Genomic DNA, 15,118 nt, shown 5'->3' with positions numbered 1-15,118 from the left:
ATGCCAGCTGGGCCGTCCCTCTACGACATGCTGCTCGGCCAGATCGGCGGCAAGCCGCTCGACGCCTACGACGACCGCACGCTCGAATGCCTGAGCGTGCAGCAGAACGTGCAGCGCATTCTGAACACGCGCGCGGGCGCGTTGAAGCACCTGCCCGACTACGGTCTGCCGGACATGACGAACATCTACAAGGCGTTGCCGTCGTCGGCGCACGCGCTGAAGCAGCAGATGGAAGCGACACTGCTTAAATACGAACCCCGTATTCGCGCTATCGACATCGACATCCTCGAGAACGATGATCCGGGCGTGCTGGTCAGTTTCGAAATGACGTGTCATTTGAAGAAGGCCGGGCTCGTGCGCTTCGGCACGTATTTCGAGCCGCCAGGGCGGCTGCATGTACGACGGCGGATGCGGGGGCGCGGGTAATCAATGCTACGCGCATCCGATTGAGACATTTGTTCACAACTACTAGGCGGACAACTCGCTATAGTGGGGAAGGTCGATCACGGGTCCGATCGACCTTCCCCGGACAGGCATTGAGTCGGTCCTTCGGCAGCCTCGATCGCGCTTCGCGTTCGAGGCTTTTTTCTTGTCTTTTCTCATGCCGATGTGGCAGTGCGTCGTCGAGCGCCCGCTATTTCAAATGGGCAAAAAAAATCCCGCACAGGGGGAGCGGGATTAAGACAACAGGACGCTGAGGAGACGGGCACGTCCTGCCTGGGACCCACACGCACCGCAGAGATACGCGCGGTTATCTCTTATTTCCACGCTTGCCACGGCCTCAGGCCGCCTTGCGCGCGAGGAGGCCATCACCCATCACGCTCACCACATCGTCAACGACCCGAGTGGCGGCCGCGAATCCAGCCGCCAGTACTTCCCACAAATCGGTCGCCGAACGACCGGGCAGCGGACCGACGCGAAAAGCAGTCGACCACTCGCCGCCGATCAGCCGCGTCTTCAACGTAACGTTCGCCACGTACGTACGCCGCGCAGTGACACCGCCGACATGTGAACACGTATGCGTTGCGTGCAACGCGTTGACCACGATGTCGAATCCACGATAACGATAGGTTTGCTCCATACTCTTCTCCGTCTTCAGCCATTTCTACACAACAGCATTTCGCCATGTGTCGATGCTGCATCATTCTCGACTCGCAATTGTGAAAAATTGTCAGATCTTCGGCGGTTTTCGGTTAGGGCTTTCCCTGTTTTCGGCGTGCCAATTCCTGCGTCACACATGCGCAATAGTGATCTCATCGGACGACAAAAGCGGATTACAAGTGGATAACGCTAATTCAGATCCAATTGAGTAGACCGTGACGAATCAAGCCATGCGAAAGATCTCGAAATAAAAAAGCTATATCCCAAAATAAAGACCGGAACTCGCACGGCGCTTCAGTGGTCCGAACACTATCATTGCCATCGTGGGCACCCTTCTGGCGGGCCTAGCCCCAACCGGTTCGCCGTCATCCGCTTGTGGTTCGATAAAGTACTTTGCGTCTGATCTCATCGTCCGTGGAGTTTGAATAAAGCGTCTGTAGCGGCACGTCGCTCTATCGCCAGCGGCAACGTTCGTGTCATTGCAGACCGTAGTTGGTTTATCGGATTGAATGAGCCTGAATAAGGAATTGCTGGTGAAACATCTCGCTGGTTCAATATCGCAATCGTGGCGACTTTCTCTGCCTGCCTGTCTTATGCCTCGTCGCGTAAGTCACCTCGCTGCGACGATGATCACGCGTTCGCGCCGCCGCGAAGCGTGGGAGCGTGCACGATGAGCGTCTTCCAGATTGCCGGCGCGCTGTTCGCCATCGTCGCGCTGTTCGGCGTGCTCAACTATCGGTTCATCAGGTTGCCCGACACGCTCGGCATCACCGCAGTCGGTCTCGTCGTCTGCGTCGGCATCTCGGCGCTCGGCTTCTACTATCCGGCGATGGCGATCGCCGCGCGCAAGATCGTCGTGCAGATCGATTTCGCCGACATCGTGTTTCACGGCCTGCTAAGCCTGCTGCTGTTCGCCGGCGCACTGCACGTCGATCTGTCGAAGATGCGCACGCAGCGGCGCGCGGTGCTGATGCTCGCGACGATCGGCGTATTGATTTCCATCGCGGTGGTCGGCTTCGGCTTTTACTACGCGGCGCAATGGCTCGGCCAACCGGTCAGCCTGCTGTGGTGCCTCGCGTTCGGCGCGCTGATCTCGCCGACCGATCCGATCGCGGTGCTCAGCGTGCTCAAGCGCGCCGCGGCGCCCGAAAGCCTCGAAACCAAGATCACCGGCGAATCGCTGTTCAACGACGGCACGGCCGTCGTCGCGTTCGTCACGCTGGTCGGACTCGCGACCGGTGCGAACGAGTTTTCCGCGGGCGCGATCGCATTCGATCTACTGCGCGAAGTCGCCGGCGCGCTCGTGCTCGGCGCGGCGCTCGGCTTCGGCGCGTCGCTGCTGCTGCGAGGCATCGACAGCTATCCAGTCGAGATCCTGATCACGCTCGCGCTCGCGACCGGCGGCTATAGTCTCGCCGAAGCGTTGCACGTGTCGGCGCCTCTGGCGGTCGTGATCATGGGGCTCGTGATCGGCAATCACGGCGCGTCGACATCGATGTCGGAGAAGACGCGCGAGCATCTGTTCAATTTCTGGGACCTGCTCGACGAGTTGCTCAATCTCGTGCTGTTCGGGCTGATCGGGCTCGAAATCATTGCGCTGTCGCTGCGCTTCGAGATCGTTTGGCTCGGGCTCGCGGCGATCCCGGTCGTGCTGTTCGCGCGCGGCGTCAGCGTCGCGATTCCGCTGCTCGCGCTGCAGAAGTTCCGGCGGCTCAGTCCGCATTCGGCTGTGGTACTGACGTGGGGCGGTTTGCGCGGCGGCATCTCGATTGCACTCGCGCTGTCGCTGCCCGAGTTTCACGGACGCGAAATGTTCATCGGCGTCACGTATCTGGTCGTCGTGTTCAGCCTGCTGATTCAAGCAACGACCTTGGGTCCGCTGATCCGCCGGCTCAATTTCTCGGGCGCAAACGTAACCCAGCCAGCCGCGCCGAATTCATCGCCTGCACAAAACGCGCGCTAATCGTAAAGTGGATACCTGCGCGGATCTACACCGCGAGGTTGGTGGGAAAATCCCAAAGACAGTCCGAGACCGGCGCGAGCAGTTCGCGCGCCGATTTCAACGTTAGATTGGAGCCCCCGATTTAAGCGTCTTCTGAGCAATGCCCGCCGTGGTTCCGATCCGCGGCGGTCCACCACGAGGCAGGACCGATGGCGAGGCGAATCGCCGCAGTCTTCCTCCGGCCACGGTTCACGCCGCGGCCCTGGCTCGGGCTTGAACGAGTCCGCCGCCAGTTTCTGGCTTACTTTCCGCCAGTTTCCGGACCGTCGCGCCTGCCGCGGCGCCGGGCATTTGGCCGTCAATGCCGGTTCTCCCACATACCTGGCAGGCGCGGTTTGTCATCCTGTCGATTCAGGCGTTGGAAGGAGTTCGCCATGTCGGTCTATGTCGATGAGGGGTTTCGGCCCTGTGTGACGGAATGCGCGACGGTCGCGTTCCGGGTGTGCTGCGACGAGCGCGCGCAGGTTTTTGAAGTCAGCGCCGACGCGCTGGTCGAGTTCTGCGGCGCTGAGAGCCGTCGCAAGGAGGACCTGCTGGTCGCGTTCGAGGATGCGCAGGACGAGATTCTTTCGGTCGCCGCGCAGCGCTGGCAGTACACGCCGAGCGAGCCGGTGCGGCTCGGTCTGGACGATTTCAAATTGGTCAGACATTAGGCGTGCGAGAAACGCCTTCATGAGCTGGATCGCCGCCCTGCCGATGTACAACGTGACACCCGCGCTCGACCTCGAATGGCGCGGTTGGCTCGACGACGTGCTGCGCCGGGTCAAGCCCGGGTGCCGCATCGTCGAACCGGACGAGGAATTGCACGGCTTCTGGCGGCGCCCGAACCTGCTGATCTCGCAGACCTGCGGTTATCCGCTGATGCACGGGCTGCACGCACAGGTCCAATTGGTCGCGACACCCTGCTTCGATGCGCCCGGCTGCGACGGCGCGCATTACTCGAGCGTACTGGTCACGCGCGCCGACGCGCGCTTCGACTCACTCGCCTCGTGCCGCGGCGCGCGCGCCGCCTACAACCAGGACGACTCGAACAGCGGCATGAACGCGTTTCGCCACGCGGTCGCGCCGCTCGCTCGCGCCGGCATGTTCTTCGGCTCCGTACTGCGCACGGGCTCGCATCTCGGCTCGCTGCGCGCGGTCGCTGACAATCGCGCGGACGTCGCCGCGATCGACTGCGTGACTTTCGCCTTCGTGGGCGATGTGCTGCCCGAGCTGGCGCGGCGCGTGCGCGCGATCGGCATGACCGCTGCCTCCCCGGGCTTGCCGCTGATCGCCGCGGCCAATGTGCCGCCGGCCACGATCGCCGCGCTGCGCGATGCATTGAACGAGACGCTGAGCATCCGCCCCGAGCGAGCGAAACGCCTGCGTTTGAGAGGTTTTTCGGCGCTGCCGCTGACCGACTACGCGCGCATCGGCGAACTCGAAAGCGAGGCGCGCGCGGCGGGCTACGCGCGGCTCGCCTGATTCACGCCGTCGCTCATCTTCCACTCGGCGCGCTCATTCAGCCGCCGGCTGCACGTCCAGCACCAGCAGCTGTGCGCCGTCGGCGACCTGATCACCGACCGAATACAGCACCTCGGCGACGGTGCCGGCAGCCGGCGCGCCGATCGTATGCTCCATCTTCATCGCTTCCATCACGATCAGCGGCGCGCCCTTTTCGACCACCGCGCCCGGTTCGACCAGCACCGCGATCACCTTGCCCGGCATCGGCGCGGTCAGACGGCCTTCGCCGTGCTCGGCATCCGCGGCATGCGCGAGCAGGTTCTGCCATTCGAATGCGAGCGTCTCGCCGTGGCAGAACACGTGGAACCTGTCGCCGTCGACGAATACGCGCCCCGTCACGCGCGCATCGCCGATCGTCGCGCGGAATTCGTGGGCGCCCGTGCCGACCGACCAGCTGAAGTCCTCGCGCACGCCGTCGTGTTCGAGGGTTTGCACGAGTGCTTGCGTGTCCCCGTTGCGCGCGAAAACGACTGTGAACGACTCGGGGCTGTCGTCGTTGGCGCGGTCGTCGATCACGCGCCAGCCGAGCGTTTGCGTGTAACCGCTATTGAGCCGCCAGTGCGACAGCGCGTCCCACGGTGACGCGCCGTGCGCGGTGCCGCCCTCGCGCGTCAGCAACGCGGCGCACGCGAGCGCGAGCGCTTCCTTGAACGGCTTCTGTGCCGGCGCGAACAGCGCGTCGTGATGACGCTCGATCAAACCGGTGTCGAGATCGCCGCTCGCGAACGGTTCGCTCGCGACGATGCGCCGCAGAAACTCGACGTTCGTATGCGGCCCGACCACCTCGCACGCATGCAACGCGCGGGAGAGGCGCGCCAACGCCTCCTCGCGCGTCGCGCCGTGCACGATCAGCTTCGCGATCATCGGATCGTAGAACGGCGTGATCGTGTCGCCCTCGCGCACGCCGCTGTCGATGCGCACCGGCGCCTTGCGTCCCGGCTCGCCGAGTCCGGCCGCGTCGATCGCGAACTCGACACCTTCGGGCATGCGCAGATGCTTGAGCATGCCGGTGGACGGCAGGAAACCGCGCGCCGGATGCTCGGCGTAGATGCGCGCCTCGATCGCGTGGCCGTCGAGCTTCAACTGCTGCTGCGTGAGCGGCAGCGCCTCGCCCGCGGCAACGCGCAGCTGCCATTCGACGAGGTCCTGCCCTGTCACCATCTCGGTGACCGGATGCTCGACCTGCAGCCGCGTGTTCATCTCCATGAAATAGAACTCGCCGGTCGGCGTCATGATGAACTCGACCGTACCCGCGCCGACGTAATTGACCGCGCGCGCGGCAGCCACGGCCGCTTCGCCCATCGCACGTTTGACCTCGGCCGACAGCCCCGGCGCGGGCGCTTCCTCGAGCACTTTTTGATGCCGCCGCTGCACCGAGCAATCGCGGTCGAACAGATAGACGGCGCCACCGTGCCGATCGGCGAATACCTGGACTTCGACGTGCCGCGGCCGCGTCAGATACTTCTCGATCAGCACGCGATCGTTGCCGAAGCTGCTCGCCGCCTCGCGCTTGCACGACAGCAGCGCGGCCGCGAAGTCCGCGCTGCGCTCGACCACCCGCATGCCCTTGCCGCCGCCGCCCGCGCTAGCTTTCAGCAGCACCGGATAGCCGATCGCGTCGGCCTCGCCCTGCAACAACTGCGGCTCCTGGTCGTCGCCGTGATAGCCGGGCACGAGCGGCACCGCGGCAGCGTGCATCAGCGCCTTCGCGGCGGCCTTCGAGCCCATCGCGGCAATCGCTTCGACCGGCGGTCCGATAAAGACGATGCCGGCTGCTTCGCACGCATGCGCGAAGTCTTCGTTTTCGGAAAGAAAGCCGTAGCCCGGATGCACGGCCTGCGCGCCGGTCGCGCGCGCGGCTTCGATGATGCGTTCGATGCGCAGATAGCTTTGCGCCGCCGTCGAGCCGCCGATATGCACTGCTTCGTCGCAGGCGGCGACGTGTTTCGCGTTGGCGTCGGCGTCCGAATAGACGGCCACGCTCGCGATGCCGAGCCGCTTGCAGGTCGCCGCGACGCGGCACGCAATCTCACCCCGGTTGGCGATCAGGATCTTGTTGAACATGAGTGTCTCGATGAAATAGGCGGTACGGGGCGGTTGTTGTCAGCGGGGCATGTCAGTGGCGCCAGCCCGGCGTGCGCTTTTCGAGGAACGACGCAACGCCTTCGCGGCCTTCGGTGCCGGCTCGCGTCTTCGCAATCCGCACTGCCGTGTCCTCGATCAGCGCGTCGCTCAATTCGCGGCCCGCGATGTCCTGCACGAGCCGCTTGCAGGCGCGCACCGCTTGCGGGCCGTTCGCGCAAAGCGTCTGCGCGCGCTGCGCGACCGTTGCGTCGAGCTGCTCGGCACTGGAGACCACTTCGCTGACCAGACCCAGCCGCAAAGCGGTCGCGCAGTCGAACGCCTCGGCGGTGACGAAGTAGCGCCGCGACGCCTGCTCGCCGAGCGCGCGAATCACGTACGGCGCGATCGTCGCGGGAATCAGCCCGAGCCGCGCTTCGGACAGGCAGAAGTGCGCGCTGTCGAGCGCGACGACGATGTCGCACGCGGCTATCAGGCCCATCCCGCCCGCGTACGCGTCGCCATTCACGCGCGCGATCACCGGCTTGTTGCAGCGATATACCGCCGACAGCATGCCCGCGAGACGCATCGCATCGGCGCGGTTCTCGTCGTCCGAGTAGCCGGACATTTTCTTCATCCAGTTCAGGTCGGCGCCCGCACAGAACGCCTTGCCGTTCGCGGCTAGCACGACCGCGCGCACGTCGTCGCGCGTGTCGAGCGCGGTGAATGCGGCAGTCAGCTCGGTGATCATCGTCTCGTTGAACGCGTTGCGCACGTCCGGACGATTGAGCGTGACGGTCGCGATCTGGCCGGCAACCTCGACTTTCAGCGTTTCGTATTGCATGCGTTGCACTCCTTTGGCTGGCTCTCTCGCCGCGCGGCGCCGCGCGCCGTCACATTCTGAATACGCCGAAGCGCGTGTCTTCGATCGGCGCATTCATCGCCGCCGACAGGCCAAGGCCGAGCACGTCGCGGGTCTGCGCCGGGTCGATCACGCCGTCGTCCCACAACCGCGCGCTCGCGTAGTACGGATGCCCCTGATGCTCGTATTGCTCGCGAATCGGCTGCTTGAACGCCTCTTCTTCCTCCGCGCTCCAGGTGCCGCCCTTCGCTTCGATGCCGTCGCGCTTGACCGTGGCGAGCACCGACGCCGCCTGCTCGCCACCCATCACCGAGATGCGCGCGTTCGGCCACATCCACAGAAAGCGCGGCGAATACGCACGGCCGCACATCCCATAGTTGCCCGCGCCGAACGAGCCGCCGATGATCACCGTGAACTTCGGCACCTTCGCGGTCGCAACGGCCGTCACCATCTTCGCGCCGTTCCGCGCGATGCCTTCGTTTTCGTACTTGCGGCCGACCATGAAGCCGGTGATGTTCTGCAGGAACACGAGCGGAATCTTGCGCTGGCAGCACAGCTCGATGAAGTGCGTGCCCTTTAACGCCGACTCCGAAAACAGAATGCCGTTGTTCGCGACGATGCCGACCGGATGCCCCCAGATATGCGCGAAGCCCGTCACGAGCGTCGTGCCGTAGCGCGCCTTGAATTCGTCGAACGCCGAATCGTCGACGATGCGCGCGATCACCTCGCGGATATCGAACGGCTTGCGCGTATCGACCGGAATCACGCCGTAGATGCTGTGCGTGTCGTAGCGCGGCGGCTTCGGCTCCTGCAACGCGAGCGGCGCCGGCTTCACGCGATTCAGATTGCCGACGATGCTGCGCGCGATCCCGAGCGCATGCGCATCGTTCTGCGCGAGATGATCGACAACGCCCGACAGACGCGTATGCACGTCACCGCCGCCGAGATCTTCGGCGCTGACCACTTCACCGGTCGCGGCTTTGACGAGCGGCGGGCCGCCGAGAAAAATCGTCCCCTGGTTCTTCACGATGATCGACTCGTCGCTCATCGCCGGCACATACGCGCCGCCCGCGGTGCACGAGCCCATCACGACCGCGATCTGCGGAATGCCCGCCGCCGACAGATTCGCCTGGTTGTAGAAGATCCGGCCGAAGTGATCGCGGTCGGGAAACACATCGTCCTGATTCGGCAGATTCGCGCCGCCCGAGTCGACGAGGTACACGCACGGCAGGCGGTTCTCACTGGCGATTTCCTGCGCGCGCACATGCTTCTTCACGGTGACCGGGTAGTAGGTGCCGCCCTTCACGGTCGCGTCGTTGCAGACGATCACGCACTCCTGCCCCGCGATGCGGCCGATGCCGGTGATCACGCCCGCGCCCGGCGCGTCGTCGTTGTACATGCCGTATGCGGCCAGCTGCGACAGTTCGAGGAAAGGCGTGCCCGGATCGAGCAGGTACGCGATCCGGTCACGCGGCAGCAGCTTGCCGCGGCCCGTGTGCTTGTCGCGCGCGGCCTGGCCACCGCCCTGCGCGAGCTGCTCGATCTTCGCGCGCAGATCGGCGACCAGCGCTTCGAGCGCCGCCGCGTTCGCGCGGAAGTCGTCCGAGCGCGGGTTCAGTTTTGATTCGATGATCGGCATGACGTGGCTTCTCCAAAGTGCCGCCTGTTGTTAGGGCTCACGCGCATGCGTCACAGCGTTTCGGCAAACAGCTCCCGGCCGATCAGCATGCGACGGATCTCGCTCGTGCCCGCGCCGATTTCATAGAGCTTCGCATCGCGCCACAGACGGCCGACCGGATACTCGTTGATATAACCGTTGCCGCCGAGAATCTGGATCGCCTCGCCGGCCATCCACGTGGCTTTCTCCGCCGTGTACAGGATCACGCCCGCGCAGTCCTTACGGACCTGGCGCACGTGGTCGTTGCCGAGCGTGTCGAGTTGGCGGCCCACCGCGTACAGATACGCGCGGCATGCCTGCAAGGTCGTGTACAGATCGGCGACCTTGCCCTGGATCAGCTGGAACTCGCCGATCGACTGGCCGAACTGCTTGCGGTCGTGGATATACGGCACCACCGCGTCCATCACCGCGACCATGATGCCGGTGGGACCGCCCGCGAGCACCGCGCGCTCGTAGTCGAGACCGCTCATCAGCACTTTGACGCCGCCATTCAATGCCCCAAGGATGTTTTCCTCCGGCACTTCGACGTCCTGGAACACCAGCTCGCCGGTGTGCGAGCCGCGCATGCCGAGCTTGTCGAGCTTCTGCGCGACCGAGAAACCCTTCATGCCCTTCTCGACGATGAACGCGGTAATGCCGCGCGAATTCGCTTCGGGATCGGTCTTCGCATAGACGACCAGCGTGTCGCAGTCGGGGCCGTTGGTGATCCACATCTTGGTGCCGTTCAGCACGTAGCGATCGCCCTTCTTCGCGGCGCGCAGCTTCATGCTGACCACGTCCGAGCCTGCGTTCGGCTCGCTCATCGCAAGCGCGCCGACGTGCTCGCCCGATACGAGCTTCGGCAGATACTTGCGCTTTTGCGCTTCGGTGCCGTTGCGATGAATCTGGTTCACGCACAGATTCGAATGCGCGCCGTACGACAGGCCGACCGATGCCGACGCCCGCGAGATTTCTTCCATCGCGACCATGTGCGCGGTGTAGCCCATGTTCGCGCCGCCGTACTCTTCGGAAACCGTCATGCCGAGCACGCCGAGGTCGCCGAACTTGCGCCACAGGTCCATCGGGAACTGATCGGTGCGATCGATTTCTCCGGCGCGCGGCGCGATTTCTTTGGCGGCGAACGACGCAATGCTGTCGCGCAGCATTTCGATCTCTTCGCCGAGCGGGAACTGCAAACCGGGCAGATTGGGCATTGCGGTGTCTCCTGAGTTCGTGAGCGGCCGCTGACGGAACGCGAAGCGGCACGCGAAAACATGTCATGGCGCATTTCACGCCAGATTGACGTAAGCGTCAATAGGTATTTTTGAGTTTTACTCAGAAAATTTGCAAACACGCGCCAGCACGCCTATTCGGTGCTACGATCGCGTTAATCGGGCATATACGCGGCATTCGAACGCCGGTTTTCCCCCAATGTGCATCGAAAATCTGAATCTGACTCATATGACGGTTGCCGAGAAGGCCGGATTACCTGTCTCGCGTCGCCAGCCGGCCGGACGCAAGTCGCAGCAGCGCGTGAAGGAGATACTTCAGGCGGGACGCGACGTGTTTTCCGAAAAGGGCTACGAACGCGCGACGACCGCGGAAATCGCACAGCGCCTCGGCATTTCCGAGGCGACGGTGTTCAGCTACTTTCGCGGCAAGCGCGAGTTGTGCGCCCGGGTCATCGGCGATTGGTACGACGAGATCATCGACGCGATCGAAGCGGGCCTGCCGCGCGACGGCGACGTGCGCCAGCAGTTCGCTTTCATTGTGCGCATGCATCTGCGTCTGATGCTCGTAAACGGCACCGACCTGTGCGCACTCGTGCTGTCCGAAGGTCGCGCGCGGCATCACGAACTGGCCGAAGCGCTGACCGAGTTGCAGCGCCGCTACACCGCGCCGTTGATGCGCGTGCTCGCGCAAGGCCAGCAAAGCGGCGAAATCCGCGCCGACATGCCACTGCGACTGTTGCGCTCGATGGTGTTCGGCCCGATGGAACACGTGCTGTGGGACGCGACGCTCGCGAACCGGCAGATCGATATCGAGGCCACCGCCGATCAGCTGATCGACGTGCTGTGGGCCGCGCTGACGCCCCCCGATCTTGCGCTCAGTGCATTGCAGCGTTTTCGCGTGGAAGTGGCGGCGGCGAGCCGCCGTTTCGACGAAGCCAGCGCCGCGCACCGCGAAAAAAGCGGCTAATCTACGAGCTTTCCCGCCGCAGCCCGAAGGAGAGCCCAAGTGCCCGCAGCGAAAAGCGCGAAGGAAAGCAGCAAGCAAAGCAACAAGTCCGGCGAAGAACGCGGCGGCAAGCCGAAAGCCGCAACGAAAGCGCCAACGAAAAAATCAACCGAAGCGCCGTCGAAGTCCGCCTCCGCCGCACGCATTCGCATCGGCATCGGCGGCTGGACCTACGCGCCATGGCGCGGCCCGTTTTATCCGGCAGACCTCACGCAAAGCCGCGAACTCGAATATGCGAGCCGGCATCTGACGTCGATCGAAATCAACGGCACGTTCTATGGTTTGCAGAAACCGGCCAGCTACGAAAAGTGGTTTCAGGAGACCCCCGACGATTTCGTCTTCTCTCTGAAGGCGCCGCGTTACGCGACCAACCGCAAGGTGTTGGCCGATGCCGGCGACGCGATCGAGCGCTTCTTCGCAAGCGGCGTGCTGTTGCTCAAACAGAAGCTCGGACCGGTCAACTGGCAGTTCGCGCCGACCAAGAAATTCGACGCCGACGATTTCGAATGCTTTCTGAAGCTGCTTCCCGCGAGCATCGAAGGACAGAAGCTGCGGCATGCGGTGGAGGTTCGTCACGATTCGTTCAGGACACCGGAGTTCATCGCACTGGCGCGCAAGTACAAGGTCGCGGTCGTGCTCGCGGCCGACAGCGAGTACCCACAGATCGCCGACATCACCGCGCCGTTCGTGTACGCGCGCATCATGGGCACGAGCGAGAAGCAAGCCAAAGGTTATTCGACGAAAGAACTCGACGCATGGGCCGAACGCGTGCGCCAGCTCGCCGCGGGCACCACGCCGGACGATCTGCAAACCTGCGCCGAGCCGCCCGCGACAGCAGCGAAGCGCGACGTCTATCTGTATGTGATCAGCGGCTTCAAGGAGCGCAATCCTGCCGCCGCGATGGCGTTGATCAACAAGCTCTGAATCCGCCTGCCGCCAGGCCGGCGCGGGTGTCATAATCGCGCCAGCGCATCCGTGCGCGGTCGCGCCGGCGTCGTGTGAAGCCGACGCAAACACCTTGCGTCGAAGCTCGCGCGAGACACGCAGCCAGCCAGCCCGCACGGTCCACGTCAAACCCACGCAGCGCCCGCGCGCCCACGTCGCGGCGGCGCTCGCATAGTCAGGCGGCAAGACCGCCTTATCAACCGATTGCGGAGAACATCTTGAGCGCCCTCGACAATCCCCTGCACGATCAGGAAGTCGGCTCGGCCGACGCCACCCAGGACACCACGCGCATCGACGACGTGCGCATCGGCGCGGTCCGTCCGCTGATCTCGCCGGCGCTGCTGCAGGACGAACTGCCCGTGCCGCCCGCGGTGCAGACGCTGGTCGAGAAGACCCGCGTCGAAATCGCCGACATTCTGCACGGCCGCGACGACCGGCTCGTGATGATCGTCGGCCCCTGTTCGATTCACGACCACGACCAGGCGATCGAATACGCGCGCAAGCTGAAGGCCGCCGCCGATCACTACCGCGACGATCTGCTGATCGTGATGCGCGTGTACTTCGAGAAGCCGCGCACGACGGTGGGCTGGAAAGGCTATATCAACGATCCGCGTCTGGACGGCAGCTTCCGCATCAACGAAGGGCTGCGTCGCGCGCGGCAATTGCTGCTCGATATCAACGGTCTGGGTCTCGCCACCGCGACCGAATTCCTCGACCTGCTGAGCCCGCAATACATCGCCGATCTGATCGCGTGGGGTGCGATCGGCGCGCGCACGACCGAGAGCCAGAGTCATCGTCAGCTCGCGTCGGGACTGAGCTGCCCGATCGGTTTCAAGAACGGCACCGACGGCGGCGTGCAGATCGCCGCCGATGCGATCGTCGCGGCGCGTGCGAGCCACGCGTTCATGGGCATGACGAAAATGGGTATGGCCGCGATCTTCGAAACGCGCGGCAACGACGACGCGCACGTGATCCTGCGCGGCGGCAAGAAAGGACCGAACTACGACAGCGCGTCGGTGCAGGCGACCTGTGAAGCGCTGCGTTCAGCCGGTCTGCGCGAACAGGTGATGATCGACTGCTCGCATGCGAACTCGAACAAGTCGCATCTGCGGCAAATCGAGGTTGCGGACGATATCGCGCGGCAACTGTCGGCGCGCGAAGGCCGCATCATCGGTGTGATGCTCGAAAGTCATCTGGAAGAAGGCCGTCAGGATCTGAAGGCCGGTGTGCCGCTGCGTTACGGCGTGTCAATCACGGATGCCTGCGTGAGCTGGGCGCAGACCGAACCGGTGCTCGCCACCCTCGCCGAGGCAACCCGCAAGCGCCGCGCCGGCTGACAGCGCAACACACTAACCGCGCGACCGCGGTTCGGCGACAGCTCCGCTCGCGACCCGATCTGGACCGATCGAGGACGACAACGCCTGGTCCAAGGAACCAGGCACACGCGCCGCGCCAGCTGCCAGGCAAACCGCCTGGCCGGGTTGGGCGGCGCGTGAACCTCACGCCTATCGCATCATTCACGCGTGCGCCTCACAGAAAGCTGCAAAGCGCACCGCGAATGCTCCGGCGTGAAGCGCGTTGCTTACGACGCGTTGACGGCTTCCTTGAACGCCTTGCCCGCGGTGAACTTCACCGTCTTGGCCGCGGCGATCTGGATTTCTTCGCCCGTCGACGGATTGCGGCCCACGCGTGCTGCGCGCGCGCCGGTCGAGAACGAACCGAAACCGACCAGTTGCACCGTATCGCCGCTCACCACGGCCTTGGTCACTGCCTCGACGATCGCGTCGATGGTTTGGCCGGTTGCCGCTTTGCTTTCGCCCGTCGCTGCGGCGACTGCATCAATCAGTTCCTGTTTGTTCATAGCACTTCCCGTATGGTAATCATGGAACCGGCGCCACTCTAAGGCGCCGGGACCGACACACTAACGCATAGGCGCACCTTCGCGCAAACCCTTGGTGTAAGGCTTGTATCAAGGCCGGAGCGCCGGTTTGACGTTTTTCCGTCGCAAACTGCCATAAGAATCGCGGGCTTATGCGTGCGCGCCGATTTATCCGCGTTCGCCGCGCATCACAATCCGTTGCAATTTCAGTACTTTAGGTCGCGTTACGCGAGCCTGCGCGGCCTTCCCGATGACGATAGCCCTTTTCGCGAAGCGCGGGAGCGCTATTTGCGAAACACGTGATAAGAAAACTTTCGGCAAGACATAAAAAAGTGAGAATTCGCCACTTTGCAACATGCGCACTGCTTTCCGCGTTGTCATCGGCGGCTGCGGCGGCCAGCGACAACGCGTGCGCGACCCTCGTCGGCGCAACCAGTTCGAGTGCCACGCAGGGCTTTTTGCTACGCGACGGCGAACCGGTCGACTTCGTCGGCGGCGGAACAACGGTGCACGGCAAGCTGCTCGTGTTCAGCGACGGCGACGTGTTTCGCGCGTACTGGCAGCCGGACGACAGCCCGGAAAAATACGTGCTCGCGAATGCGGGCGCCGACGCGGTCCGGCTCGTCTCGTCAGCGCCGCGAGGCACCCCTGCGCCAGCCGGCCAGCCCGCTACTGCCATGCCGCCGCAGCAGGTGCTGTCGTGTCCAAACTTTGAGCATGCGCGATAGGCAGCTTTCGTCGAGAGACCGCCATCGGCATCCGGCACAAACGTCTGCTCCCGGCGCCGCCAGGTAGTACTTACCGCACGACGATTCGTAAACATACCGTCGGGTTAAGGGACCCCTGGCTGCGATGCTCCTTTACCCTTCG

The 15,118-nt window shown here is 64.0% G+C and carries 14 protein-coding genes; 8 read left to right on the top strand and 6 right to left on the bottom strand.

The genetic code is table 11. The annotated features are described in order from the left end of the window. Complete coding sequence (gene tssE, locus VSR82_RS34810) at nt 1–426, top strand: type VI secretion system baseplate subunit TssE (protein WP_429455743.1); 426 nt, start codon at nt 1–3, stop codon at nt 424–426. 355 nt (nt 427–781) lie between these two features. Here the strand turns inward: tssE and VSR82_RS34805 are convergent, their stop codons facing one another. Continuing rightward, complete coding sequence (locus VSR82_RS34805; protein ID WP_429455744.1) at nt 782–1,081, bottom strand: hypothetical protein; 300 nt, start codon at nt 1,079–1,081, stop codon at nt 782–784. A 690-nt stretch (nt 1,082–1,771) separates the two neighbouring features. Between VSR82_RS34805 and VSR82_RS34800 the strand changes: the two genes are divergently transcribed. From VSR82_RS34800 to VSR82_RS34790, 3 genes are all read left to right on the top strand, one after another. Next, the gene (locus tag VSR82_RS34800; protein WP_368587155.1) at nt 1,772–3,064 is read left to right on the top strand and encodes a cation:proton antiporter; all 1,293 of its coding nucleotides are present in this window, start codon (nt 1,772–1,774) and stop codon (nt 3,062–3,064) included. 413 nt (nt 3,065–3,477) lie between these two features. Next, a complete protein-coding gene (locus VSR82_RS34795) occupies nt 3,478–3,756 on the top strand; it encodes a DUF1488 family protein (RefSeq protein ID WP_368587156.1) in 279 nt (92 codons plus the stop codon). Nucleotides 3,757–3,775: 19 nt separating this feature from the next. Beyond that, complete coding sequence (locus tag VSR82_RS34790; protein WP_429455746.1) at nt 3,776–4,567, top strand: phosphate/phosphite/phosphonate ABC transporter substrate-binding protein; 792 nt, start codon at nt 3,776–3,778, stop codon at nt 4,565–4,567. 33 nt (nt 4,568–4,600) lie between these two features. Here VSR82_RS34790 and VSR82_RS34785 read toward each other — a convergent pair whose 3' ends face one another. Genes VSR82_RS34785 through VSR82_RS34770 form a run of 4 tightly spaced genes read right to left on the bottom strand, consistent with a single transcriptional unit; the run spans nt 4,601 to nt 10,400 of the window. After that, the gene (locus tag VSR82_RS34785) at nt 4,601–6,670 is read right to left on the bottom strand and encodes an acetyl/propionyl/methylcrotonyl-CoA carboxylase subunit alpha (RefSeq protein ID WP_368587158.1); all 2,070 of its coding nucleotides are present in this window, start codon (nt 6,668–6,670) and stop codon (nt 4,601–4,603) included. 52 nt (nt 6,671–6,722) lie between these two features. Further along, nucleotides 6,723–7,511 carry an enoyl-CoA hydratase/isomerase family protein gene (locus VSR82_RS34780; protein ID WP_429455747.1) on the bottom strand — a complete coding sequence of 263 codons (789 nt, stop codon included), beginning with the start codon at nt 7,509–7,511 and terminating at the stop codon, nt 6,723–6,725. Between the two features lie 49 nt (nt 7,512–7,560). Beyond that, nucleotides 7,561–9,168, bottom strand: a complete 1,608-nt coding sequence (locus tag VSR82_RS34775) for a carboxyl transferase domain-containing protein (RefSeq protein WP_410849412.1) — start codon at nt 9,166–9,168, stop codon at nt 7,561–7,563. 50 nt (nt 9,169–9,218) lie between these two features. After that, a complete protein-coding gene (locus VSR82_RS34770; RefSeq protein ID WP_429455748.1) occupies nt 9,219–10,400 on the bottom strand; it encodes an isovaleryl-CoA dehydrogenase in 1,182 nt (393 codons plus the stop codon). A 247-nt stretch (nt 10,401–10,647) separates the two neighbouring features. Between VSR82_RS34770 and VSR82_RS34765 the strand changes: the two genes are divergently transcribed. From VSR82_RS34765 to VSR82_RS34755, 3 genes are all read left to right on the top strand, one after another. Further along, complete coding sequence (locus VSR82_RS34765) at nt 10,648–11,385, top strand: TetR/AcrR family transcriptional regulator (RefSeq protein WP_410849499.1); 738 nt, start codon at nt 10,648–10,650, stop codon at nt 11,383–11,385. Between the two features lie 39 nt (nt 11,386–11,424). Next, the gene (locus VSR82_RS34760; protein ID WP_429455749.1) at nt 11,425–12,348 is read left to right on the top strand and encodes a DUF72 domain-containing protein; all 924 of its coding nucleotides are present in this window, start codon (nt 11,425–11,427) and stop codon (nt 12,346–12,348) included. A 239-nt stretch (nt 12,349–12,587) separates the two neighbouring features. Next, nucleotides 12,588–13,706, top strand: a complete 1,119-nt coding sequence (locus VSR82_RS34755; protein ID WP_281374985.1) for a 3-deoxy-7-phosphoheptulonate synthase — start codon at nt 12,588–12,590, stop codon at nt 13,704–13,706. A gap of 245 nt (nt 13,707–13,951) precedes the next feature. Here VSR82_RS34755 and VSR82_RS34750 read toward each other — a convergent pair whose 3' ends face one another. Beyond that, complete coding sequence (locus tag VSR82_RS34750; RefSeq protein WP_013092091.1) at nt 13,952–14,230, bottom strand: HU family DNA-binding protein; 279 nt, start codon at nt 14,228–14,230, stop codon at nt 13,952–13,954. A gap of 350 nt (nt 14,231–14,580) precedes the next feature. Between VSR82_RS34750 and VSR82_RS34745 the strand changes: the two genes are divergently transcribed. Next, nucleotides 14,581–14,976: a hypothetical protein gene (locus VSR82_RS34745; protein WP_498858498.1), complete on the top strand. Its 396-nt coding sequence runs from the start codon at nt 14,581–14,583 to the stop codon at nt 14,974–14,976. The last annotated feature ends 142 nt before the right edge of the window (nt 14,977–15,118 follow it).

The organism is Burkholderia sp. JPY481, assembly GCF_038900515.1.
GTDB classification, from domain to species: domain Bacteria; phylum Pseudomonadota; class Gammaproteobacteria; order Burkholderiales; family Burkholderiaceae; genus Paraburkholderia; species Paraburkholderia youngii.
The sequence above is the reverse complement of the archived record's forward strand: the minus strand, read 5'-3'. Positions and strand labels throughout refer to the sequence as shown.

Excerpts from the sequence above, each read along its gene's own strand:
- VSR82_RS34780 (WP_429455747.1), bottom strand. The coding sequence starts at position 7,511 with ATGCAATACGAAACGCTGAAAGTCGAGGTTGCCGGCCAGATCGCGACC.
- VSR82_RS34805 (WP_429455744.1), bottom strand. The coding sequence starts at position 1,081 with ATGGAGCAAACCTATCGTTATCGTGGATTCGACATCGTGGTCAACGCG.
- tssE (WP_429455743.1), top strand. The coding sequence starts at position 1 with ATGCCAGCTGGGCCGTCCCTCTACGACATGCTGCTCGGCCAGATCGGC.
- VSR82_RS34795 (WP_368587156.1), top strand. The coding sequence starts at position 3,478 with ATGTCGGTCTATGTCGATGAGGGGTTTCGGCCCTGTGTGACGGAATGC.
- VSR82_RS34765 (WP_410849499.1), top strand. The coding sequence starts at position 10,648 with ATGACGGTTGCCGAGAAGGCCGGATTACCTGTCTCGCGTCGCCAGCCG.
- VSR82_RS34750 (WP_013092091.1), bottom strand. The coding sequence starts at position 14,230 with ATGAACAAACAGGAACTGATTGATGCAGTCGCCGCAGCGACGGGCGAA.
- VSR82_RS34770 (WP_429455748.1), bottom strand. The coding sequence starts at position 10,400 with ATGCCCAATCTGCCCGGTTTGCAGTTCCCGCTCGGCGAAGAGATCGAA.
- VSR82_RS34790 (WP_429455746.1), top strand. The coding sequence starts at position 3,776 with ATGAGCTGGATCGCCGCCCTGCCGATGTACAACGTGACACCCGCGCTC.
- VSR82_RS34775 (WP_410849412.1), bottom strand. The coding sequence starts at position 9,168 with ATGCCGATCATCGAATCAAAACTGAACCCGCGCTCGGACGACTTCCGC.
- VSR82_RS34800 (WP_368587155.1), top strand. The coding sequence starts at position 1,772 with ATGAGCGTCTTCCAGATTGCCGGCGCGCTGTTCGCCATCGTCGCGCTG.
- VSR82_RS34785 (WP_368587158.1), bottom strand. The coding sequence starts at position 6,670 with ATGTTCAACAAGATCCTGATCGCCAACCGGGGTGAGATTGCGTGCCGC.